Origin of the sequence: Winogradskyella litoriviva, from assembly GCF_013249065.1 — a bacterium.
In the GTDB taxonomy this organism is placed as follows: Bacteria; Bacteroidota; Bacteroidia; order Flavobacteriales; family Flavobacteriaceae; genus Winogradskyella; species Winogradskyella litoriviva.
The window spans coordinates 201521-227120 of record NZ_JABRWQ010000004.1 but is presented as its reverse complement, the minus strand read 5'-3'; the positions used below and the strand labels follow the sequence as shown (position 1 = coordinate 227120).

Here is a 25600-nt window from a genome sequence, read left to right as displayed (position 1 = left end):
TACATATTATTAAACGTTTTGCTCTTATGCTATAAGGTTTAGCTCAATAAATACCAAGCAACTTAAATTAAGGTTTAATAAAAGTGAATATTTCATGAATAATTGTTGTTAAATAAACTTGTGAGTTGCTATTATTTTTGCTATTATGCACTACTTTTAAAAACAGATAATATATTTATGGGTAGACCAGCAACAAGACCAACAAAACTAAAGGACGGTTACTATATTGAAATCAGAAATAAAGGATCAAGATCGGGTGTAAAACTTTACAGTGGTACTAAATTACAGATGCATCGTGCTATAAAAATGTACGAGCGCTCTAAAGAAGTAATCATATTAGGAGAATCTGTAGACGGAAAATTTGTTAACAAAGAACCAAAACTTCATGTTGCAGATTAATTTTGCAGTATAATTTTATTTTCAAAATATAGCAATTAATAAAATTGATTAGTCCTATTATTTATTCTCAACATCGCAATTTTATTAAGATGTTTAATTTAAAATAGTATATTTATTGAAAATCTTATTTATTGTATTTGAAATAAGTAGGTATTTTAACCAACCAAAACTTAAAAAGGTATTAGATAATTCTTCTACCTTTTTTTTATTGAAAATCTAGAGAATGTAATATTAATCCAGAAGCTGGTGCTATGTAATCCATGACTTCTGTACTTTCATTTTTTAGGGTTTCTTCAATATATTCTAAAGTTACTTCTCCTCTACCTAATTTTATTAGGCATCCAAACATTAGCCGTATTTGATTACGCATAAAACCCTTGCCAACAACTTTATAAACATACGATTGCTCAGGAAAGAAATTTGCTTTATACACTGTATTATCTATAATTTCTGAAGACTCTATGGTTCTAAAATATTCACCTTTATCTGTAGCTCTATAACAATAGGTTTTAAAATTATGAGAACCCTCAAACAACTTAGCACCTCGTTTCATTATTTCAACATTTAGAGGCTCTAATATTGTAGTTAATATTGGTGCGCAAAACGGATGATTTTTTTGACCTTCAGAAAACACATAATGATATTCCTTGAGTTTAGAATCTTGAATAATATTGAATTCCTTATCAACTTCTTTAATAGACAATGCCCTAATATCTTGAGGCAAGTTATGATTAAACAATGCTAAAAATTCGTTCAAATCAGTAATGGATTTGTTATAAATAAACAATTCTAAAGCAGCTTCATTGGCAGAAACCATAGCGTCAGTTCTACCTGCACCTAAGGTTTTAAATCTAACATCTTTTAGAATATATTTTAACGTACGATCTATCATTAAGTGAACCGTTTTTACATCTGGTTGCTTTTGCCAACCATGAAAACGATAACCTAAATATTGAATTTTAATAAGGTAATAATAACGTTTGTCAAACATAAGAGCAATAACGTTATTTTAAAGAAGATTCCAAAAGTAAAGACTACTTTTATTAAATAAAAAAACTATCATAATCTTAAGACTATGATAGTTTTTCTAAGTGTAGTTGTTAAAGATTATTTAATTAACAATTTTTCTACACGTTGTTCATTGGTATCATCACCATTTAAAGCCATAACATATACACCTGGTATTAAATATCTTACATCTAATATTTGAGTTGTACTGTTTGTATTTAATGCACTTTCTAAGATAAGACGTCCATTAATATCGTATAATTCTGCTTTTGTATCGTTTTCAAGCTGACCATTAATTTCAATGGTTTTGTTACTGTTATTAGAAATAATGCTAATTGTATTCAACTTTGAGTTATCTATACTTAATGCTTCTGGATTAGTAAACCTCAAATAAAAACGACCAACACCAGCAACATCAGAAGTTGGAGTAAATACATAATCATTAGAATTTAATAACATTGATGAATTTGTAACAGCATCCTCTAAATAGATATTTATATTTTCTGGCATATCTGTTTCAATAATACTAATAGTAATTTGTTCTCCTTGTGTTGCATTAACACCTAATGGAATTACAACATCATCCATTGATTCTGGGTTCATTGCTTGAATAGCAAGTGCTAAACCAGAGTTCTCTTCTATTAAATTAGAGTAAATTGAAAATTCTGGAGGTGTAGATCCATAAAGACCTGAGTCATATCCTGGGTCAAAACCACAAGTTGCGTTGTCATTAAAATAAAAATCAGAATCAAAATTAGAACCATTAGAACTTAAGTTTAATTTAATATGTCCATGGTGAGGAGAAGTTGTTTCCGATCTACCTGCAATAAAGTCATCTGAAGAACCAATACAACGCATACTTGTTGTAAAATCAATAAGTCCTCCACCTGGTTTAGATTTTACGAAAAATGCTTGACCTGGAGCAATCATTTCAGGAACATCTGGTGCATCAATAACCGCTTGATTCCAAATAACCCAACCATCCGACGTATCACCATCAAAGCCATATATAGCATGAGCTAGACCAGATTCTAATTGAGATTCATTAACCGCAAAGAATGAAGCAAAATCAATATATGATGGGTAAGGATTTCCAATAAGATTCCATCCACTACCCGCAGCATCATCTGAAATAAGTATATCTAAAACATCGTCTGTTCTAATTTCACCAGTAAAAACTAACTCAGAATCGTCTGTAGTGGCTGTTCTATAACCTATTCCTGATTCAATTTCAGTATACTGGTTTAACTTTACGTCATAATTCTCATATAAACCTGTAGCAGTGTTATAAGGAGCAAATGCTCTAAGATCAGCTAAAGCAGGTAAATTAACATTATCAGATGCAAAGTCAGGAAAAAGTTGACCAGAAAGTGGTGATGATATTAAGTCATTTGTTCCGATAGGTGCAACTTGTGCAACATGTCTGTAATAACTTACATCACCAACTACAGTACCATTAGATATTATACTAGCAAAAGAATAAGAAGAAGAGTATAATTCAACATCTCCAGTCAATGTATAACCGCTATTAAGTATGACAGTAGCGCCTTCGTTAATAACTAAACTTGAACATGTAGTGTTAGCATCAATGATTGCAACACCAGATTCAATTTCAATTTCATCATCAGATGTTGAAACTCCAACTGGATTACTAGGAGACCATATACCATTATAGGTATAGCTAATTTGGGCGTTTGTAAAATTAAATGCGAAAATCGCAAATAGTAATAAAAATGTAGATTTTAAAGTTTTCATAAGATTAGGGTTTTAAATTTATATGTCAAATTTATAAAAACATCATTTTTATTCGTTGAAACGCAAAATTAATCGTTAAAAAAAACAATAAAATCGATTAAATTACGTTAAAATCGATTAAATACATATTTAATCGATAAAAAGCAATTAAATAATTTTGTTTGAAAACACCAATTTAGTATCTGAGGCAAGAAATATTTCCTTCTGTTTAATTTTCAAAATATTTAATTAAACATAATTGATTGTAAAATACTTATCAGTAGTAGAAAATTACTTTATAATTAAAATAATTTGAATTTAACAGATTCAATAATAAGTATTTGAAGTAGTATATAGTTATGACAATAAGAAAAAAAAATTCAGCATTATACTATTATAGACTTTAAACTTTCAGTTAAATTAAAACATCATTAATAGATGTAATTAATTACACATAGGTTTATGCTTTTAGGATACAATAAGAAATAATTATTATGTATAGCATAATAAGTTCAGTCTTCCTATAGCATTAAATTTGGAAAATTATAATCTCGTCACTGTATTAATTTATACTATCAAATCTTCATTTTCTTGTAACCAGAAAAACTTGTTCTAGAAAAACTTCTAAATATTGTAGTAATACTTAAAACGCTACAATTATTTGTTTCTTTTTTTTAATACGTCAACAACATCATTCATTTTAAACCCTTTGGCTTGCAACAACATTAAATAATGAAATAATAAATCTGCACTTTCTTCTAAAAACAAATCATCGTTACTGTCTTTAGCTTCAATAACAACTTCAACAGCCTCCTCTCCTACTTTTTGAGCAATTTTATTAATTCCTTTTTCAAATAAAGAAGCCACATAAGATTTTTCAGAATTACCTGCTTTTATGCGAGAAGCAATTGTTTCTTCTAATTCAGAGATAAAACCATAGGTTTGAATATTAGATTCGTTCCAACACGTATCTGTTCCTTTATGGCACGTTGGACCTTCTGGACTTGCCTTTACTAATAAAGCATCACTATCACAATCTAGTTTTATATCTACTAAATTTAAAACGTTACCACTCTCCTCGCCTTTAGTCCAAAGTCGCTGCTTAGACCTGCTGAAAAATGTCACTAATTTAGTGTCAATGGTTTTCTTTAACGCATTAGCATCCATATAACCTAGCATTAATATTTTGTTAGTTGCCGCATCTTGAATTACTGCTGGCACTAAACCATCTGGACTTTTATTGAAATCTACGTTCATAATATTGTTTTGTCATTCCTGCCTTTCGACTATCGCTCAAGATAAACTGTGGCAGGGATCTATTTCATTAATATTTTTTGTATTCCTGTCTAAACAGGATTGACAACTATAATCTCACAGGAATACCCTGTTGTTTTAATTCTTCTTTTAATTCTAATATTGGTATTTCGCCAAAATGAAACACACTTGCTGCTAATGCTGCATCTGCTTTACCTTCTTTAAAGGTATCAACAAAATGTTGAATGGTTCCTGCGCCTCCTGAAGCAATAATCGGAATATTAACCAATTCTGATAAATGTGCTAACGCTTCATTTGCAAAGCCGCCTTTTGTACCATCATGATTCATAGAGGTAAATAGTATTTCGCCTGCGCCTCGTTCTTCAACTTCCTTTGCCCAATCGAATAAACTAATGTCTGTTGGAATAGTTCCTCCTGCCAAATGCACTAACCATTCGCCATCCACTTGTTTGGCATCAATAGCTACAACAACGCATTGACTTCCAAATTTTTGAGATAACTCATTAATTAATTCTGGTCGTTTTACTGCCGAAGAATTAATAGACACCTTATCTGCACCACAATGCAACAAATCATCTACATCTTCTAAAGATGATATTCCACCACCAACTGTAAACGGAATATTAACTTGTTCTGCTACTTTTAAAACCATATCATGCATGGTTCTTCGGTTTTCTATAGTCGCTGCAATATCTAAAAACACCAATTCATCTGCGCCTAAATCTGCATATTGCTTTGCCAGTACAACTGGGTCGCCTGCATCTCTTAAATCTACAAAGTTGACACCTTTAACGGTTCTTCCGTTTTTAATGTCTAAACATGGTACTATTCTTTTTGTTAACATAGTTTTCTGTCATTCCTGCGAAGGCAGGAATCTAATTATTTAATTCTTCAAAGTGGATTCCGCATCAAGTGCGGAATGACAACAATTTGATTATCCATTAACTATAAAATCCTCTAATTCTTTTAAACTAATTCTATTCTCATAAATGGCTTTACCTATAATTACTCCTTCGCAGCCCATTTCTTTTAATTGAGGCAACTCTTCAAATTTTGAAATACCACCAGATGCTATTAGTTTTATTTTCTGATTTTCGTCTAAAATCCTCTCGTACAACTCAAAACTTGGTCCTTCTAACATACCATCCTTTGAAATGTCTGTACAAATTACATACTGAATACCTTTAGCTTGATAGTCCTTAATAAATGGTATCACTTCTAAAGTGCTTTCTTCTTGCCATCCGCTAATCGCGATTTTTTCGTTATTACAATCCGCTCCAAGAATGATGCGTTCTGCTCCAAATTTTGAAATCCAATTTTCAAAAACATCTGGATTCTTCACTGCTATGCTTCCTCCAGTAATTTGATTTGCTCCAGAATTAAATGCGATTTTTAAGTCTTCGTCAGATTTTAAGCCTCCACCAAAATCTATTTTAAGGTTGGTTTTAATGGCAATACTTTCTAAAACTTTATAGTTTACAATATGACTGGCTTTTGCGCCATCTAAATCCACAACATGAAGATACTCAATACCTGCATCTTCAAAAGATTTGGCAACTTCTAACGGATTTTCGTTATATATTTTTTTAGTGTCGTAATCCCCTTTTGTAAGTCTTACGCACTTTCCTTCTATGATATCTATTGCTGGTATTATTCTCATAACATTTCCTGCGAAAGCAGGAATCTTTTTAATTATTAACTTTGATTATAAACCTACAAAGTTTTTGAAACCTTGCAGGATAAAAAACATCTCTAAAACCCTCTAAAGAGCACTATCTTTCTATTAAAGATTTAGGAAATTTTGTAATATCTGCTCGCCTGCCTTTCCACTTTTCTCTGGATGAAACTGAACGCCATAAAAATTATCATTTTCTAATGCGGAAGCATATTCTAATTCGTAATTTGATGTAGCAATGGATTCATCACAATTTTCAGCATAATAACTATGCACTAAATACATAAATTCATTGTCCTTAATATCTTTAAATAAATCAGATTTTAAGTTTGAAATGGTATTCCAACCCATTTGAGGCACTTTGACCTTGTTTGAAAACCGTTTCACTTCAGCATTAAAAATTCCTAAACCTTTAGTATCGCCTTCTTCAGTGTGATTGCACATCAACTGCATTCCTAAACAAATGCCTAAAACCGGTTGTTTTAACGTTGGAATCAGTTGGTCCAAACCACTCTCATTAAGCATTTTCATGGCAGAGCTCGCTTCGCCTACACCAGGAAAAATCACTTTATCTGAAGCAATAATTTCATCTGGATTGTTACTTAAAACAGCTTCTACACCTAATCGCTTAAAGGCGAATTGGATGCTTTTAATGTTTCCTGCTCCGTAATTTATTATTACTAAAGACGAAGCCCCTTCTAGCTTCCCCAGAGGGGAAGAACTTTTACTCTTATGTTGATTTTGCTTCTCGCTTTTCATCTCAAAAAACTACTTATTTTTAAATTTTTAAATCCGCAACAGTTTCTTCCCTTCGGGAAGATTAAGATGGGCTTTCTACAACATTCCCTTCGTACTCGGTAAAATCATTTTCTCAACATCTTGTTTTACGGCCATTTTAATCGCTTTTGCAAATGCTTTAAAAATAGCTTCAATTTTATGATGTTCGTTATCGCCTTCTACTTTTATATTTAGGTTACATTTTGCGCCATCTGTAAAAGATTTAAAGAAATGATAAAACATTTCGGTTGGCATTTTTCCAATCATTTCGCGTTTAAATTTGGCTTCCCAAACTAACCAATTTCTACCTCCAAAGTCTATTGCCACCTGTGCTAGACAATCGTCCATTGGCAAAGAAAAACCATAACGCTCAATTCCTAACTTGTTTCCTAAGGTTGTTGCAAATACTTCGCCTAGTGCGATTGCTGTATCTTCTATTGTGTGGTGTTCGTCTACTTCTAAATCGCCGTCAACTTTAATGTTTAAATCTAATTGTCCATGTCGCGAAATTTGGTCTAACATATGGTCGAAAAACGCAATACCAGTATCTATGTTACTTTTTCCGGTTCCGTCTAAATTTAGGTCGATTTTAATTTTAGTTTCATTTGTGTTTCGTTCTATAGAACCAACACGTTCTGTGGTTTTCAAGAATTTATAAATGACTTCCCAATCGTTTGTTTCTAAAGCGATGTAGTCTTCTAATTCAGAATTACTAACGGTAACTTCATCGGTTCCTAAATTGGTATTGTCATTAATAAAAATCCCTTTAGCACCTAAGTTTTTAGCCAACTCTACATCGGTTAAACGGTCGCCAATAACATAGGAATTCGCTAAATCATAATCCTCGGAAAAATACTTGGTTAACAAACCTGTATTTGGTTTTCGAGTTGGTGCATTGTCTTTGGCAAATGTTCTATCAATGAACTGTTCTTTAAAAATTACACCTTCAGCTTCAAACGTTTTTAAAACGAAGTTATGAACTGGCCAAAAGGTATCTTCAGGATATACATCTGTACCTAAACCATCTTGGTTGGTAATCATCACGATTTCAAAATTCAATTCTTTAGCGATTTTACTTAAATATTGAAATACTTTTGGGTAGAACTCTAATTTCTCAAACGAATCAATTTGCTCGTCTGCTGGTTCTTTAATTAGTGTTCCGTCTCTGTCTATGAATAATACTGGTTTTTGCATAATTTTTATTGTGCAACCCTGAATTTATTTCAGGGCTTTTTTAATTTATCTCTAATGTTTCTAAATTTGGATTGGATTCTTTAATTAAGTTCCATTTCCATTCTTTATGCCAATTTTTTAATTGTTTTTCTCTTCCTTTTGCTAATTTCTTAGTTTCAAATTCCTCAAGATGTGCTAATTCATGAACATTATACCTTTTAATAAATTTTGCTCCTCTTCCATTTAAATGTTCTTTTAGTCTCTTTTTTATATCTTCTGTGTAACCAATATATAATACAATTCTATTTTTATTTGATATTATGTAACAATAATATTTCTGCATTATTTTTAAATTTATGAGTTCCTGAAACAAGTTCAGGATTTCGAAATTAATCGAAGAATTTCGATTAATTTCTCATTCTCAACCTCAGTTCCAACAGTGAACCTTAAACAATTTTCACACAAAGCTTGGGTTGTTCTATTTCTTACCACAATCCCTTTTTCAACTAATTCATTATAACGTTTTGTAGCATCATCCACTTTGACTAATAAGAAGTTAGCGTCTGATAGATAAACTTTTTCTACAAGTGATACATCTTCTAACTTTTTCGATAATAATTCACGTTCAGATAGAATTGTGTAAACTTCATCCTTAATTATTTCCATATTATTTAAGCGTTCTGAGGCTTTATCTTGCGTCAGTTGATTAATATTATATGGTGGTTTTATTCTGTTTAAAACAGCTATAATTGCATCGGAAGCATAACAAATTCCTAATCTAATTCCGGCTAAACCATAAGCTTTAGACAAAGTTTGTGTTACGATTAAATTCGGAAAATCCTGCAAACGATTTAACCAACTTTCTTCTTTAGAAAAATCGATATATGCTTCATCAATCACTACAATTCCTTTGAAATTATTTAGTAATGCTTCTATTTTACTCGCTTCAAAACTATTGGCTGTTGGATTGTTTGGCGAACATAAAAATAATAGTTTCGTTTGGTTGTTTGCTGCTTCTAAAATCGCATTTGTATTAGGTTGAAAATTAGATTCTAATTCAATTTCAATATTTTCTACCGCATTAATATTCGCCAACACAGAATACATACCATAAGTTGGTGGCAACGTAATAATTTTGTCGCTATTTGGCTCGCAAAACGCTCTAAAAATCAAATCTAAAACTTCATCACTTCCATTACCTAAAAGGATGTTTTTCTCTGAAACACCTTTTAATTCAGCTAATTGACTTTTTAATTTGACTTGCTGAGGGTCTGGATAACGATTTACGTTTGTATTAAACGGATTTTCATTAGCATCAATAAATAACATTCCGTCTGTAATGTCCTTATATTCATCTCTAGCTGAAGAATAGGGTTTGATGTTGCGAATATTTTTACGCAATAATGCGTCTAAATTGAACTCTAAATTCTTCATTATGTATTCTGAGTTTTAGAGATCGAGATTCCTGCCTTCGCAGGAATTTGTAAGTCATTTAATCTTAAAGTTACCGCATTCTTATGTGCTTGCAACCCTTCTGCTTCTGCCATAAGTTCAATTGCCTTTCCTATATTTTGAATCCCTTCCTTAGAAATCTTTTGAAAGGTCATGCTCTTTTGAAAACTATCTAAATTCACACCTGAATAAGCTTTTGAAAATCCATTAGTTGGTAAGGTATGATTCGTTCCTGATGCATAATCACCTGCACTTTCTGGTGTGTAATTTCCAATAAAAACAGAACCAGCATTACTGATATTTTCAACAAAGAAATCATCGTTTTCAGTAGCAACAATAAAGTGTTCTGGACCGTAAGTATCTATTAATTCTAAAGCGGTTTCAAAATCATTAACAACAATAGACTTTGAATTAGAAATGGAAATCTGAGCCATATCTTTTCTTGGTAAAGCTTCTAATTGTGATTCAACTTCTGCATTTACTTTTTCTGAAAATTCCTTAGACGTCGTGACCAAAATTACTTGGCTATCTGCACCATGTTCCGCCTGACTCAATAAATCTGACGCTACAAAAGCCGCATTTGCAGAATCGTCTGCCATAACCAAAAGTTCACTTGGACCAGCTGGCATATCTATAGCAACACCAAATTGCGTCGCTAATTGTTTTGCTACTGTTACAAACTGATTACCAGGACCAAATATTTTATAGACTTGTGGTATTGTTTCCGTACCAAACGTTAATCCTGCTATGGCTTGAATACCTCCAACCTTTACAATTTTAGTTACACCACATAATTGCGCGGCATATAAAATTTCGTTGGCAATTTTTCCTTGTTTATTTGGTGGTGAACACAATACAATGTCTTTACAACCTGCTATCTGCGCAGGAACAGCCAACATTAAAACCGTTGAAAACAAAGGTGCTGTACCTCCAGGAATATACAATCCGACTTTTTGAATTGGTCGTTTTTCTTGCCAACATGCTACACCAGACATTGTTTCTACTTCAACTCTATCCGTTTTTTGTGCACTGTGAAATGTTTCAATATTAGATTTAGCTAATTGAATTGCAGTTTTTAGATTTTCATCAACGTTGTTGGCTGCTTCTATTATTTCTTCTTTAGAAACGATGTTGTTTTTTAGTGTAACACCATCGAACTTTGATGTGTATTTTTCAACTGCACTATCGCCATTGGTTTTAATGTCATTGAAAACTGTTTTTACAGTCTCTTCAATATCTCCAATGGTTTGCGTTGGCCTTTTTAATAACGCTGACCAGGTTGATTTATCTGGATTAATATGTAGTTTCATATTTTTCTAATTCTTAAAGCACTCAATATAATCTTAAGATTCCTGCATTCGCAGGAATTTATAGCACCATGTTTTCAATTGGACAAACTAAAATGCCTTCCGCGCCATTAGCTTTTAACTCATCTATAATTTCCCAAAAATCATTTTTATTAATTACTGAATGTACAGAACTCCAACCTTCTGTAGCTAGAGGTAAAACTGTTGGGCTCTTCATGCCTGGTAACAAACCAATAATTTTTTCAAGGTTTTCGTTTGGTGCATTTAATAATACATATTTACTGCCTCTTCCTTTTAAGACAGATTTTAATCGGAATTGGATTTTATCAATCAACTCTTGATTTTCTTCAGAAATTAAAGGCGATGTTGCTAATACAGCTTCAGATTTTAATAATACATCAATTTCTTTAAGTCCGTTTTTAAATAAGGTGCTTCCACTAGAAACAATATCGCAAATGCCATCTGCTAAACCAATATTTGGTGCAATTTCTACAGAACCATTAATGATATGTAAATTTGCTTTAACACCTACTTTTTCTAAATATTGATTAACTGTATTTGGATAAGATGTTGCAATACGTTTACCATCTAAATCTTTTAAACTTGTTGCTTTTGAAGATTTTGGCACTGCAATAGACACTTTACATTTAGAAAACCCTAAACGCTCTACAATGGTTAAATCGTTTCCTTTTTCTATTAATACATTTTCGCCAATAATAGCTGCATCTACCACACCATCTCTTAAATATTGAGGAATATCACCATTTCTTAAATAGAAAACTTCTAAAGGAAAATTTCGAGCCGACGCTTTAAGCTGGTCTTTACCATTATCTACAGAAATTCCGATTTCTTTTAAAATTCTCATAGAGTCTTCATTAAGACGTCCAGATTTTTGTACTGCAATTTTTAGTTTATTCATTTCTTAATTTGATAATGTCTAAGAATCTCTGAGTTTAAAAAATAAAAAACCCGCTTGAAATTCTCAAACGGGTTTTTATAATATATTTTGAAATTATTCAATACAAATTCACCTCGCTTGATCGCTAGTATGAAAATGATGATGTAATTGAATAAATGTCATATTTTTGATTCTTATTACAAAGATTGTGAAATAATATTTTTAAATCCTAATTTATGATTAAAAAAATCACATTTTTAGGAAATAATTATTATTTCAACTTAAACTTTATTGATTTCCTAAAATAATTGGCATTCCACTTTCTCCAGAACCAATAACAATAACTTTACTGTTTTGTGATTCCGATAGTTTTACTGTAGCTTCAATTCCTTTATCTTGTAAAATCTTATCTGTAAGCGACGCACTTAAAATACGGTTAGATTCTGCTTTACCTTTAGCTTCAATAATTACTTTTTCAGCTTCTTTTCTAGCACTTTCTAGTCTAAACTCATATTCTAAAGATTCTTGCTCTTGTTTTAATTTACGCTCAATAGCATCTTTAATCGTGGTAGGTAATTTTACATTTTCTACTAAAACACGTTTAACGTTTACAAACTGCCCTTCTAGCTCATTTCTTACTTCTTCTAAGATTTCAAGCTCAATAATATCTCTTTTACTAGAATATAATTGCTCTGGTGTGTAGCGACCCACAACACTTTTAGCTGCGGCATTAATGGCAGGATTTAGTAATTCTTCTATATAATCTTCACCTTTTGTCTGAATTAATTTTCCAAGATTTTTATATTCAGGTTCAAACCAAATAGTTCCGCTTACTGTAATATCTAATCCATTTACGGAAAGTACATTCATGTTTTCTGATATAGACTGTTGTCTTACTTTTTTAACAATCATATCATTCCATGGTGCAACAATATGAAAACCTTCACCATAAGTGCGTTCGGTATTTATACCATCACCAAGTGGCTCAAATAAAACACCTCCTTCTCCAGGACCTATTGTAACAGCAGATTTAGCTACTAATATTATTAATAATACAACTCCAATTAAAATTGGCAATCCAACCTTTGGTAATTTTTCCATTTTTTAGTCTTTAAATTAATCCATTATATTTTCTAATAAACCACTCAATAAAAAGGGATAATACAATTAAACCAAGTAGATATTTCCAATCTATCAAAGGTACGATATTTTTAGTGCTTTTCTGAATAGTTGCGTAACGTTTATCTTTATTTAGATGCTCTACTAATTGTAAAATCTGATTAGAAAAATAAACTTCACCTTCACTATTATTAGCTAATGCATTTAATTTTGTGATATCAGCATTTAAAAATTGCTGTTCAACATTGTATTCTAAAATTTGAAAACTTCCGGAAACCGCAACAGACTCTGAATTGTGTTTTACAGTAAAATCATACAAACCAGCTTCTATACCGCTTAAATCAACTGTATAATTACCATTATTTAGTAAAAGTGGTACTTCATTTACACTTTCATTTTCTTTATTTTTTAAGACAATGCTTAATGATGCTGAATCGTCAAATTCGTAATTTTTATTAAAATATTGAGCCGAAATAACAACATTATCATTTCCATTGTAAAACGATTTGTAATCAATATTAATGCGTTTTCGTTTTTTGTTAGAACTTAAGTATTGAACGAGTTTGTTTATAAATTCATCAAAATTATTAAAGCTATTGGTATTTAAAAATGACTGCGCTCGCCATTTCCAAATGTCTTCGCCATTTAAAATAGCATGCTTTGTATTATTAGCCTCAAAAGTTGCTAATAAAACATCTTCGGTTGTTATTCCGTTAGCGGATTTATACAATAAAGTTTCATAAGGCACTGTAATTTGAAGAGAACCAAACTCTGATTTTAATGGCGGAAAACTATTAAAGTCTAAATTTTCTACGATAAAAGTTCCATAGTTATTATTTAGTATCGGTTGGTAATTTTCAAATTGATTTGTTATTTTTTGTCTAAAATAATCTTGACTCTCGTTTAAGATATTCCAGTTAGTAGTTTCGCCAGTAATAATAAACGTATTGATTTTTTGATCTTCAATTTCTCTTAAAACAGTATTAAAGTTGTTATTAGGTTGAAACAATATAACTAATTGAAAATCATTAATTTTTTCTAAATATTTTTTTGGTTTTAAAATTGAAACACTACGTTGTTCATTACTTTCAATCGCTTTTTTTAACGCACCTAAATCTGGATGCATACGATCATAAATCAACGCAATATTTGTTTTTTGGTCAATAACTTCTACTCCAAAATTTTTAGTATTATTAATAGTGTTTTTTTCATTATTTAATGTGGTCAGTTCTACTTTATATGTTTTTACACCTACGCTATTTGCGGCAAGTGTTGTTTCAATAATTTCGGATGTTTTTGAAGCATTAAATTGAAGTGTTTTTCTAAACACCAAAGTATTACCAGACCAAATTTTAAGCTCAGTATTAACAGACTGATTTCCACTATAGTTTGCAATAACCTCTACAGGAAACTTATTTTTTAAATATACATAACGGTTTACATTAAGTTGTTTAATACTTAAATCTGAATGTATTGTAGAATCGCCCAATACAATCGGATATACAGGTTGTTTTACATCTTTAGCTATATAACTATAATCTGAACCATAAGTTTGATTACCATCCGTAATAACTACAATCGGTGCCGTTTGATTAGCGTAAATCTCTCCAAATTGCTTTAGAGCATAGGCTAAGTTAGATTGGCGTTCATTAAAGTTGAGACTATCTAATGTAAAAACTGATTTTCCAAAGCTATATGCTTCTAGATTGAATCGGTTTGCTATTTCTGCATTATCTTTTAGTACTTTAACAACCTCACGAGATTTTTGGTCTTGTTTTAAATATGAAATAGATTCTGAATTATCTACCGCAATAACTAGTGTTGGTTTTTCATTAAAATACGTAAACGATTCAAACTTTGGGTTAATGAGCAATAACAAAATTCCAAAAAGAGAAATAGCTCTTAATGCTGTTAGTAGGTATTTTAAATTAGACTTTATTTTTGACTTATATAAATATTGAAACAGCGCTAATAAAAGCGCTGCTATTGCTGCTATAACTATATAAATTATTGTTGAGTTTTGCATCTAAATTTACCTGTTACTAAAGAAAAAGGATAGATTTCAGCTTTAGTGTTTTCTATAATTTAGAAACACTAACAAATTACAATACTTATTAGTGTTTCTCAATAATCAAAATTACGAATAATTAGAAGAATTAAATATAATGCAATTGTAAAAATCAATTTCTAAAATCAAAAAAAAGAGGATAATAAAAAACTATCCTCCTTTTCTACTAATAAACAATCAATCTAATCTAACTTTTATTCCATATCTATGATACCTACAACTTCATAAGCTCTTGTACCATCTACTTGTATTTTTTCGTATAAAATGTTTCCGAATTCGTAATAAGTTAGTCCATCTATAGTAACTTTTTCAAAGTCGTCTGGTAACTCATAAACAATAGTTCCTATTTCTGGTTCTACAACTTCATATTCATTATCAATCTCTAAATAAAACGTTCCATCTACATTATAATATATACCTGAATTAAATCTTACTTTTTTGTAATGTGCAGGTAAAACTTTAATTCTAAATCCAACTTTTGGAGCTATTACTATAAAACGGCCTCTAGATTGAGTGTAAAATTTATTGTTAGCATAATAATAGGTTTGACCCTTATGTTTCACCACCTTTCTGTTAGGTATAGACCTTACAGAAACCACTTTTCTAGTAGGTTTTTTATAAGTTACTCTAGTACTTGGTACTCTCCTAACTGTCGTTTGTTTAACTGTTCTTTCTGTTTTTTCTGATTTTTTTGTTGCTGTACTTCTTCTGGATTGAGCTGTAGCTTCTGAAGAAACAGCCATTATAAATATGGCTGGCAAAACAAATGCTTTTATAAATGTTTTCATGATTTTTATATTTAAAAGATTAAACTTCTTTATTCATTATTAAGACTTTTTTTAATAATGATAGTTTAAAAGTAAACTTGTTTATTCTTGAATAAAAGCCAAATAGATGTTCAATACAATTTCATCTACGTATTGGTTTTTTTTATAGACATGATTCTACCTTTTTTTTAAAAATCCCATAAAAAAAGCATACAATTTAATGTATGCCTTCTATTAATAAGGGCTAAAAAATTATTTTAATAAGCCTAACAAACCTGTTAATTCAGTTAAGTTTAAGCTAGAACTGTTGTCTGTATCTAACACATTAAAATTATCTGCTACCGAACCAATTGCCTCTGTAGAACTGATAGCTTCATCTTTATTAGCATCTAATAATCCAAAAAGAGTAGTTATTTGCTGAACTGTAGAATTAGAACTTAATGAGCTTAATAATGTTGTTGCTTGCGACAGACTTGAAGAATTAACATTCTTTACACTATCACAACTAAACATGCTTATAACTAACGCTAAGGGAAGTATGATTTTTTTCATAATTATATATATTTAAATTATGATGCAAAAGTAAAGTTACCTTTTAGTTTAAAGAAAGAGAATATACTAATAGGGTAAATCTCTCTTTTAATCCTCTAGAATAATAGACCAACGGTAAAAGATTTTAATTACAATGAGTTATTGTTAATAAACTCCAAAAACTTGGGTTTATATTGTTCTGATACAGTTATTCGTTGATTATTAATAAGTATTTGACTACGCTCAACGACATCAATATTATTTAAAGAAACAATAAATGAACGATGTACACGCATAAAATTTGTAGCTGGTAATTCTTCTTCTAAAGATTTTAAACTCATTAAAGTTAAAATAGGTTTTGTATTGTCTTTTAACCAAATTTTAATGTAATCCTTTAGCCCTTCAAAATAAAGTACATCTGCTAGTTTTATGCGTAATTGTTTGTATTCAGATTTGACAAAAAGGAATTCTTTTTCTTCGGAAAGAATGGATTGCTTTTTTCCTTTTACTAATTCAAACCAGGTATTAGCTTTGTTTGCTGCAGCTAAAAATTCAGCATAATCAAAGGGTTTTAATAAATAATCTAGAGCCTCCACTTTAAAACCTTCGAGAGCATATTGATCAAAAGCAGTTGTAAATATTACCCTTGTTTCTTTTGGTAACATTTTAGAAAATTCTAAACCTGTTAAATCTGGCATCTGAATATCTAAAAACAATAAATCTACGGGATTTGTTTTTATAAACTCCATAGCTTCAATAGCACTACTACACTTTTTTTTCAACTCTAAAAAAGGTGTTTTTTCAACATAGCTTTCTACTAAATTAAGTGCCATAGGTTCATCATCTACAATAACACAAGTAATTTTTAGGTTGCTCATAATTTAGTTGGTTTCAATTTCTAACTGCGCTACAAAGCGATTATCTTTCACCATAGTTTTAAAATTATGCTGATTAGGATATAATAATTGCAAACGTTTTTCAATATTAGGAAGCCCAATACCAGATCCACTTTTATCTTCTGTTTTTTTAGGCAAGTTATCATTTTCAATGCTAAACAAAACTGTTTTATTTTGAACAGTCATATCAATTATAATCTCACTTTCATTACTTGCAGATACACCATGTTTAAAGGCATTTTCAATTAATGAAATAAATAATAAAGGCGCAATTTTAATACCAGTTTCTTCAGAAATAAAATTATAAGTCACCTTAGTTTTATCTGAAACTCGCAGTTTCATTAACTCGATATATTTTTTCATAAAATCGATTTCTTTAGATAAAGGTACCACTTCTTCATTAGTATCATATAGCATATAACGCATCAATTTACTTAAACTATGAATAGACGTTTTTGCTTGTTCTGGCGAAATATCCACCAATGCATATATGTTATTTAACGAGTTAAAAAAGAAATGTGGTTGCAATTGATAATGTAAATGCTGTAATTCTGACTTTAACTTAAAGTTAGCAGCTTCCTTACGTTCGGTTTCGGTATTTATCCATCGTTGCGTTGTTTTTATGGCTATAGAAAATAACAAAGGTGCCATATACGATATCATTTGAACGTAAACGAACATTTTAAAAGGTGGACTATTGACATCATTTTGAGAAGGTCTTCTCATTAAATCACTGAAGAAAGCATTTTCAATTTGCTCTTTTATGGTAATAAATAATGCAATCATTACTAAATTAATGATGACGAAAAACACCATTTTTTTAGGAAACAGAAAACGATCAATAAGTATAAAATAATTGGTATAGAATATTATGGCATAAAAAGCTATAGGAATCCAGAAATGTGCTATAATTCTATCAATTTCTTGCGACTGTCCATAAGACAACACATAAGGCATACTGAATAGAACTAACCAAACAAGTACGTGAGAAAAGACGTTTATATTTCTGTTTTTATACATAATTTATTATTCGTAACGTAAAGCGGTTATTGGGTCTAAAGCCGAAGCTTTTCTTGCAGGATACCATCCAAAAAAGATGCCTGTTAAAGCACAAACAGCAAAAGATATAACTATTGAGTAAAGCGCAACACTTGTTGGCCAATTTAAGAAATTTTCTATAAAAACTGTGGCTCCAAGTCCAAGGATTACACCTAAAAGTCCACCAGTAATACTAATTAAAATAGCTTCAATTAAAAACTGCATTAAAATATCGGACCCCTTACCTCCTACAGCCATTCGTAATCCTATTTCTTTGGTACGTTCTTTTACGGAAACATACATAATATTCATAATACCAATACCACCAATTAATAAGGATATACCTGCAACTGCTACCAATAGAACCGTTAACATTTCACTAGTAGAACTAAAGGTAGAAATTAACTCTTCCATAGAACGTACTGTAAAATCATCATCTTCATTATCCATTAATTTATGTTGTGTACGTAATATTTCGGTGACTTGCTCTACAGCTTCAGAAGCATCTTCTTCACTAACTGCAGAAGCCATAATTTGATTTAAATAATCGATGGCCAAAATACGTTTTTGTACTGTTGTATAAGGTGCAATTACAATATCATCTTGATCTTGTCCAAAAGTGTTTTCTCCTTTCTCCTCTAGCACACCAATCACTTTAAAAGGAATATTATTAAATCGAATCATTTGTCCGACTGGCTCTTGGCCATCAGGAAACACATTTTCAACAACCGTTTGCCCAATTAAAGCCACTTTTGAAGCCGTTTTTACTTCGGTATCTGTAAACATGCTACCACTTTGTAAACCAACAGCTTTTATTTCTAAATACTCTGGATTAACACCAAAAATTGTTGAAGGCCAGTTATTAGAACCGTTAATGACTTGTCCGCCACCATTTACTACTGGTGTAATGTGACTTAATAAGGTTGCTTGTTCTTTTATTTTTTCATAATCTTCAAATATTAAGGTTTGTACATCACCACCACTTCCTCTTGCTGGACCTCTATCGTCAGCTCCAGGTCTAATGGTTACCATATTAGAACCCATACTAGAAATGGTAGAACGAATACTTTCTTTAGAGCCTTCTCCAATAGCTAACATGGCTATTACTGAAGCCACACCTATAATAATACCTAGCATGGTTAGCAATGTTCTCGTTTTATTAAGAACAATGGCCTTAAAGGCGATTTTAAGTAAATTTAATAGTCTCATATGTTGATATTTATTGTTTTTTTAAGGTCATTTGGAATGCCATAATTAACATATTAATTGAAATCGAAATCTTTATTTTGACATTTCATAATTAATGATCTTCTTTAGGTAATTTTGCCAATTCTACTGAAGCAGATTGCACATCGTTATTTAATTTATCTTGTATAATATTGCCATCCTTTAACACAATTGTTCGACTGCTAAATGTTGCAATATCAGGTTCGTGCGTTACAAAGGTGATTGTTATACCTTGTTTGTTTAACTCTTGAAACAAAGACATAATTTCGTAAGATGTTCTTGTATCTAAGTTACCTGTGGCTTCATCAGCTAAAATCATAACTGGATTGTTTACCAATGATCTTGCAATAGCAACACGTTGTTGTTGTCCACCAGAAAGTTGCGATGGTGTATGATCCATTCTGTCTTCCAAACCTACCATTTTTAAGGCTTTTATAGCTCTTTCTCTACGTTCTTCAGATGACACTTTGCTGTTATAAAACAATGGTAATTCTACATTTTCTAAAGCCGAAGTTCTTGCCAATAAGTTATAGGATTGAAAAATGAAACCTATTTTTTCGTTTCGAATAGTAGCCAATTGATTTTTAGTTAAATCCTTCATTTTTACACCATCAATTTCATAGCTTCCAGAAGTAGGATTATCTAGACATCCTAAAATATTCAATAAAGTACTTTTACCAGAACCACTAGATCCCATAATGGTTACAAACTCACCTTCTTTTATATCAAACGAAATCCCTTTTAATGCATGAACCGTCTCACTACCCATGATAAATTCACGCTTTAAATTTTCTATTTTAATAATTTCTTTACTCATGGCTGTTTACTTTTTTTTGTTGGCTCCAGGTGGTTTTGGCATGAATGGACTTTCGTTTGCTCCTCCAGAACTTGCTTCAGATTTAGAGACACCTTTTAAACTATAAACTAGCTTTTCTCCTTCTGAAACACCACTTAAAACTTGAACTTTAACACCATCGCTAGCTCCAATAGTCACTTGTTTTGGTGTGATGCTTTTATCATTGCCTAAAACCCATAACACAGTTTTATCTTCAGTTGGTTTAATCGTTGTTTCAGGTAATTCATGATGCAGATTGTAAGTTTTTAAAGTTTCAGTATCTGGACTAAAATTGATAGCTTTTGCTTCTGCAGTTAGGACATCATTTAGTTCTAAGGTGTAAATTGAAATGGTTGCTGTTAAACCAGGCTTTAGTTTTAAATCTTCATTTTCTGCTTTAATTACCACAGTGTAAGTCACTACATTTGAGGTGATTGCTGGGTCTAGCCTCACTTGAGTTACTACACCATTAAATATTTCACCGATATACGCATCTACTGTAAATTCTACACGTTGGCCTTCTTTTACCTGTCCTATATCTGCTTCATCTACATCTGCTTCTACTTGCATTTCTTTTAAATCTTGTGCAATATTAAATAAGGTTGGTGTGCTTAAACTTGCTGCAACGGTTTGTCCTTCATCAATATCTCTCGATAAAACAACACCATCAATTGGAGAATAAATATTAGCATATCCTAAATTGGTTATTGCTTGTTGTAAATCTGAATAACGTTGTGTTACCGTACCTTTTGCAGTTTCGTAATTGTATACGGCATCATCATAATCTGATTTACTTATAACTTGATTTTCATACAATGTTTTTTGTCTGTCGTAAATTGTCTTCATATAATTTCTTTGACTTAAAGCATTATCATATGCCGCTTGTGCTTGTGTTTTAGCTGCTTTTAAGTTGGTTTTGTCCAACTCAGCAATAAGTTGCCCTTCCTTAACTACACTATTATAATCTACATATATTTTCTCAACGACTCCAGAAACTTGCGTGCCAACATCTACTTGGTTTATAGGTTCAATTGTTCCTGTTGCTGTAACCATTGTGGTTACATTTTCTTTTTTGGCAATAACGGTTTTAGCTTCTATAACAACGGTATCATCGCTTTTTATAAAACCGTATGCTACTATTGCAAGTACAACTAGTACAATGCCACTTATTATGATTTTTGTTTTTTTGTTCATGACTATTAAGATTAAATTTTGATATCGTTTCCTTGGTAAAATTGTAATAATTGATGGTATAATACACTTAAGTATTTGGCTTGCAAATAGTTTTGCTGCGCATTGGTATAAGTGTTTTGACTAATTACTAAATCAGTAGTACTTAAAGCTCCCAGCTCGTATTTTTTTTGTGCTAGTTCGTAACTTTGTTTTGCAGCTAACTTTGAGGCTTCTGCTGCAATAACTTGCTCTTGAGCCGATAATGCATTTTGATACGCTGTTTCTACTTTTTTATAGATTTCTTTCTCTGTAGACTGCTTTTGAATCTTTGCTTTTTCTATATTTATAGAAGCTGTTGTTACTGCTGCCTTTGTTTGTTTTCTATTGAATATTGGAATATTTAATGACAGCCCTAATTGCTGATTAAAATTGACATCAAACTGATCAGACAACGTAGTATCATTAATACTTGTATATCCAGAACCTAAGCTTCCTAATAAAGATAGCGTTGGCAAATAAGCTCCCTTAGCGATATCTAATTCTTTTTCATTTGCCGCGATATTTAAGTCGCTAACTTGTATTTCTGGCATATAATCTAATGCCTTATTGTACACTTCTATTCTGTTAAGTTCTAGGTTGACTAAATCAATAGATTCATCAATAGTTTCAATTTCAATAGTATCTAAAGGCGTTAGCTCTAATAGCTGTTTTAATTGAATAATATATTGTTGATAATCATTTTTTGCAGAAATAACATTGTATTTATTAGTTGCTGCTTGGCTTTGTGCTTCAGTGTATTCACTTAATGCAATTGTGCCAGCATCTAAACGTGCTTTAGCTCTTTCTACTTCCTTTTCTGACGCAACAACATTGTTTTCTGCTATAATGATACTTTCTTTACTATAAAGGGTTTGTAAATAAATTTCGAGAATACTTAATGCTATATTATTTTTTTCGACTGTTTCTTGAAAAACGCTTTGATCAAATAATATTTTGTTCTGTTTAATTTGATTACTAATTTGATTTCCTTGAAACAATGTTACTGAACTATTTATTCCAACATTAGTACTATGTATTTGATCAGTTACATAATCACTAGTGATAGGATCAATAGTATTTCCGTTAGAAAAATTTTGAGAAACACTAGCATTAAGGTTTGGTAATCTTGAAGATTTTGCACTATTATAACTAACTTCTGCAATGTTCTTATTTAAGGTTGCATCTTTAACTGTAATGTTATTTTCTAAAGCGTAAGTTATACAGTCTTCTAAAGACCAAACTTTAGGTTTTGAGTTTACTAAAGTGTCTTGAGCAAAAGTTACTTGCGCAAAAATTATACTTATTATAAAAAAGAATAGTTTCATTTTTTTTGGTGTTTTCTATTTAACACTTCAAAAATGAAACTATATACTAATGTATAAAACCGTAATAGATGATTGCTTTAATTCTCTAGACGAAAACGCTTATTTTATCGAAGAGAATTTTACTAATTTTAATTGAATTTACGTTGCTGAAACCATAAATCCGAAAGCGAAATATTAATATTTAGTGTATTAACATTTTCTTGTATAAGTATACTTTGTGTAGTTCCTTTTTTACCAAAAGTATAAGATACATTTAGTAACGATTTTTTACCAATAGGTAAGCCTAAACCAATTGAAGCAGCATATGTGTCAATCCTTGTATCATCTACTTTAAGATATCCTGAATTGTAATTTAAACCCATTCTAAAATCCACACGTTTCCAATATTTATGACTTCTGGGATCTACAGAATAAGATGCTCCCAAACTAATAATATCTTGATCTACATATTCTCCAATAGCATCAGATTGGTCAGTATTAGACCAAAAGCTTTTACTATAATCTGCCGCTAATAATATGTTTTTAATTTTTGTACTATAACCAAACCTTAAATTAAATGGTATAGAAAAATTATCTATTTCTTCATCTTCGGTTTCCTCTAATAATGAATATGCCGAATTAGAATATTTACCAATAACCACATCTTGGGTACCTGTTAATTCTGTTGGAAAATCTACAGTCAATCCAAAATTATGTTTTTCTTTTAGTTTATATTGTAAACCTAAACCAAGTTGTGCACCTCTATAATAGTTTACTTCATTTACATCTAAATAACTGTTTGTTGTAAGAATAGATTCATTTTCTTCAATTTTACCAAATAGATACGATGCCTTTAGACCTACATTTAAATTTTTTAATAAGGTTCTACCATAATCTATTCTCAATTCGTTTAATCCACCAGAACCTTCAATATTGGTAATAAACTGTTCAGTACTTCCTTCAATATTACTTTGTATCCCAGTTAATGCGTAACCTACATTAGAAGCTGGTTTTAATGAAAAAGCTATTCCGTAGTTCCCTCCACTATTAAAGCCAAAGGATATATTGGAAAAATTATAAGTGGAACTTTGTTCATTTAAATCATTACTTGATACGTTAACAAACTCTCCTGTACCACCAAAATCAAGAATAAATTCGTCAGGATTTACAGTAGCTAGTGAAGCTGGGTTATAAAGGTTTAAACCATAACTGGCATCTAAAGCGATTCCGGTTCTTCCTAATCCACTATTTCTTCCTGTTCCAGAGTTGCTTTCTACTCCTAGCCCAAAAAGTGAATATGGTGAACTGGTTAAATTATTGGATTGAGAATAGCCAAATAATCCTAATACCATGGTAAAAATAATAATGTGTTTAGATTTATTCATATATAGCATAGGTTATGACTAATCTGGTGTTATAATTAGATTTTTCAGTGTCATTAAAAATTATTTTATTTATTTCAGAATTGTAATCACTCGGAATTAGAATAAGAGCATCTTCAGTTTCTGGACTTTCATTTAATTTTTTATCAATAAAATCAATTACCGGAACCTCATAAGTAATTACATTAAATTCAGAATCATCAGTAGATAATGTGGCAGTTACAACATCTGAACTGTTGGAAATCTGACTAGCCAAATCATTATTTTGATCAATGGTATAAAGTAGTAACGATTCGTTTAACGGTTGAATATCAGAATGGGAACCTGTATTAGGTTCTATATATAAAACAGCATCTAATATGGTTCCTTCTCTGCCAATGTCGTAGATATTTTTTATGGTCGGAAATTCAATTTTAGTTACATAACCTGTACCAGATTGGTTGTAACAAATACCATTACTGTCAGAAGAATCTAGGTTGTACTCTTGGTCTATAATAGATTCTAAAGGTAAACCAGTGACATCCGTTTCTGTATGATTATAATAGGTATCTATTGAAAAATCATATGTATATTCATCTGTATACAACTCATCTGGAATAGTGTAATAAAAGCGGATGTATGTATCTTCACTAGATGGAGAAAATCCAATTACAGAACCATTATCATCAGTGCCTGGAATTATTGTAAATCCTTTTAGTTTTTGATATAAGGACTCATCATCTGTGATATTATTATCCCTAATATCATTAAATAATTCTTCTCCAAATGTATAAGGTAATGTAACATATATCGAATCTTTATTTGGTGTAGGTATATATGATTTAGTTATTAAAGGTGTGGTTTCATATGCTGTTGTAGACGTATTGTAAAACGTATCATCATCGCTACTCATTTTTTCCGTCAGCTTATGTATGTTAAGAGTTGCCACTTGCGTTGTATCATTATAATAGTATGTGTCGTAGCCTAACACTAATCCTACACTATCTAAAACAGCATCATTATCAATAGAATAAGATGTTGAATTGAAGCTAAAATATGATGAAGAATTTACAATTCCCATATCATCATCTGTATACTTCCCTATCATTAATCTACTGCTTATTGAGGTCGCAATAGAATCGAATTTCATCGTAGAAAATTTCACAGAGAATGTATCAACAGATAAGACTCTAATATTTGTACTTGTAAAATCTTCTCCTGCTAACAAATTTTCTTCAGAATCAGTTGAACAAGAAATTACAACAATGGCAACAACCAAAGTGAAGACTAATTTTAGATAATATTTAAACATTTGCTTTTTAGAATTTGTACAAATCAACTAAGCAATATGTTTAATAAAAAGTAAAATATACCGATGGGAATTATTTATCTACAAATAGTACATTTTATGCTATTAAATTGAGTGAATGGATTTATAGATTAAATAGCAGTGTTGGTCTACACAATATTGGTCTAGGTCTATTTTATAATTATATTAAAAGTTTGAGGTAGTAAGTTCGCAGTACAAAGTGTAAAAACACTCT

24 protein-coding genes are annotated in these 25600 nt (G+C 30.9%); 1 reads left to right on the top strand and 23 read right to left on the bottom strand.

The genetic code is table 11. The features are described from left to right. Positions 1-177 precede the first annotated feature (177 nt). Complete coding sequence (locus HNV10_RS09975) at positions 178-399, top strand: hypothetical protein (RefSeq protein ID WP_173301208.1); 222 nt, start codon at positions 178-180, stop codon at positions 397-399. Between the two features lie 205 nt (positions 400-604). Here the strand turns inward: HNV10_RS09975 and truA are convergent, their stop codons facing one another. The 23 genes from truA to HNV10_RS09860 form a co-directional block, all read right to left on the bottom strand. Further along, positions 605-1390, bottom strand: coding sequence for a tRNA pseudouridine(38-40) synthase TruA (gene truA / locus HNV10_RS09970; protein WP_173301207.1), 786 nt, complete (start codon positions 1388-1390; stop codon positions 605-607). A gap of 116 nt (positions 1391-1506) precedes the next feature. Continuing rightward, entirely contained in the window at positions 1507-3162 is a 1656-nt protein-coding gene (locus tag HNV10_RS09965) for a T9SS type A sorting domain-containing protein (RefSeq protein ID WP_173301206.1), read from the bottom strand. Positions 3163-3798: 636 nt separating this feature from the next. Then, positions 3799-4398: a bifunctional phosphoribosyl-AMP cyclohydrolase/phosphoribosyl-ATP diphosphatase HisIE gene (gene hisIE, locus HNV10_RS09960; RefSeq protein WP_173301205.1), complete on the bottom strand. Its 600-nt coding sequence runs from the start codon at positions 4396-4398 to the stop codon at positions 3799-3801. A gap of 106 nt (positions 4399-4504) precedes the next feature. Then, entirely contained in the window at positions 4505-5260 is a 756-nt protein-coding gene (gene hisF / locus HNV10_RS09955; protein WP_173301204.1) for an imidazole glycerol phosphate synthase subunit HisF, read from the bottom strand. A gap of 90 nt (positions 5261-5350) precedes the next feature. Then, positions 5351-6076: a 1-(5-phosphoribosyl)-5-[(5-phosphoribosylamino)methylideneamino]imidazole-4-carboxamide isomerase gene (gene hisA, locus HNV10_RS09950; RefSeq protein WP_173301203.1), complete on the bottom strand. Its 726-nt coding sequence runs from the start codon at positions 6074-6076 to the stop codon at positions 5351-5353. A 123-nt stretch (positions 6077-6199) separates the two neighbouring features. Continuing rightward, a complete protein-coding gene (hisH, locus tag HNV10_RS09945) occupies positions 6200-6850 on the bottom strand; it encodes an imidazole glycerol phosphate synthase subunit HisH (RefSeq protein WP_173301202.1) in 651 nt (216 codons plus the stop codon). 75 nt (positions 6851-6925) lie between these two features. After that, on the bottom strand, positions 6926-8062 hold the full coding sequence (gene hisB, locus HNV10_RS09940; RefSeq protein ID WP_173301201.1) for a bifunctional histidinol-phosphatase/imidazoleglycerol-phosphate dehydratase HisB: 1137 nt from the start codon (positions 8060-8062) through the stop codon (positions 6926-6928). Between the two features lie 40 nt (positions 8063-8102). Next, positions 8103-8384, bottom strand: a complete 282-nt coding sequence (locus HNV10_RS09935; protein ID WP_173301200.1) for a GIY-YIG nuclease family protein — start codon at positions 8382-8384, stop codon at positions 8103-8105. A 32-nt stretch (positions 8385-8416) separates the two neighbouring features. Continuing rightward, on the bottom strand, positions 8417-9475 hold the full coding sequence (gene hisC / locus HNV10_RS09930; RefSeq protein ID WP_173301199.1) for a histidinol-phosphate transaminase: 1059 nt from the start codon (positions 9473-9475) through the stop codon (positions 8417-8419). Then, positions 9475-10803, bottom strand: a complete 1329-nt coding sequence (hisD, locus tag HNV10_RS09925) for a histidinol dehydrogenase (RefSeq protein ID WP_173301198.1) — start codon at positions 10801-10803, stop codon at positions 9475-9477. The genes hisC and hisD overlap by 1 nt, the downstream gene beginning before the upstream one ends. Before the next feature lie 58 nt (positions 10804-10861). After that, positions 10862-11719, bottom strand: coding sequence for an ATP phosphoribosyltransferase (gene hisG / locus HNV10_RS09920; protein ID WP_173301197.1), 858 nt, complete (start codon positions 11717-11719; stop codon positions 10862-10864). A 267-nt stretch (positions 11720-11986) separates the two neighbouring features. Next, positions 11987-12799, bottom strand: a complete 813-nt coding sequence (locus tag HNV10_RS09915) for a prohibitin family protein (protein ID WP_173301196.1) — start codon at positions 12797-12799, stop codon at positions 11987-11989. Positions 12800-12809: 10 nt separating this feature from the next. Beyond that, positions 12810-14843 (bottom strand): vWA domain-containing protein, encoded by a 2034-nt coding sequence (locus HNV10_RS09910; protein WP_173301195.1) that lies wholly within the window; start codon positions 14841-14843, stop codon positions 12810-12812. Positions 14844-15079: 236 nt separating this feature from the next. After that, a complete protein-coding gene (locus tag HNV10_RS09905; RefSeq protein ID WP_173301194.1) occupies positions 15080-15673 on the bottom strand; it encodes a DUF6515 family protein in 594 nt (197 codons plus the stop codon). Between the two features lie 231 nt (positions 15674-15904). Beyond that, entirely contained in the window at positions 15905-16204 is a 300-nt protein-coding gene (locus HNV10_RS09900; RefSeq protein ID WP_173301193.1) for a hypothetical protein, read from the bottom strand. Positions 16205-16332: 128 nt separating this feature from the next. Continuing rightward, complete coding sequence (locus tag HNV10_RS09895; protein WP_173301192.1) at positions 16333-17061, bottom strand: LytR/AlgR family response regulator transcription factor; 729 nt, start codon at positions 17059-17061, stop codon at positions 16333-16335. Positions 17062-17064: 3 nt separating this feature from the next. Continuing rightward, entirely contained in the window at positions 17065-18099 is a 1035-nt protein-coding gene (locus HNV10_RS09890; RefSeq protein ID WP_173301191.1) for a sensor histidine kinase, read from the bottom strand. A gap of 6 nt (positions 18100-18105) precedes the next feature. Next, a complete protein-coding gene (locus HNV10_RS09885) occupies positions 18106-19326 on the bottom strand; it encodes an ABC transporter permease (RefSeq protein ID WP_173301190.1) in 1221 nt (406 codons plus the stop codon). A gap of 91 nt (positions 19327-19417) precedes the next feature. After that, positions 19418-20161: an ABC transporter ATP-binding protein gene (locus HNV10_RS09880; RefSeq protein WP_173301189.1), complete on the bottom strand. Its 744-nt coding sequence runs from the start codon at positions 20159-20161 to the stop codon at positions 19418-19420. Between the two features lie 6 nt (positions 20162-20167). Continuing rightward, positions 20168-21373, bottom strand: coding sequence for an efflux RND transporter periplasmic adaptor subunit (locus tag HNV10_RS09875; protein ID WP_173301188.1), 1206 nt, complete (start codon positions 21371-21373; stop codon positions 20168-20170). A gap of 11 nt (positions 21374-21384) precedes the next feature. Further along, on the bottom strand, positions 21385-22716 hold the full coding sequence (locus HNV10_RS09870; RefSeq protein ID WP_173301187.1) for a TolC family protein: 1332 nt from the start codon (positions 22714-22716) through the stop codon (positions 21385-21387). Between the two features lie 128 nt (positions 22717-22844). Further along, positions 22845-24080 carry a PorV/PorQ family protein gene (locus HNV10_RS09865; protein ID WP_173301186.1) on the bottom strand — a complete coding sequence of 412 codons (1236 nt, stop codon included), beginning with the start codon at positions 24078-24080 and terminating at the stop codon, positions 22845-22847. Next, a complete protein-coding gene (locus HNV10_RS09860; protein ID WP_173301185.1) occupies positions 24073-25368 on the bottom strand; it encodes a DUF4270 family protein in 1296 nt (431 codons plus the stop codon). The genes HNV10_RS09865 and HNV10_RS09860 overlap by 8 nt, the downstream gene beginning before the upstream one ends. Between the last annotated feature and the right edge of the window lie 232 nt (positions 25369-25600).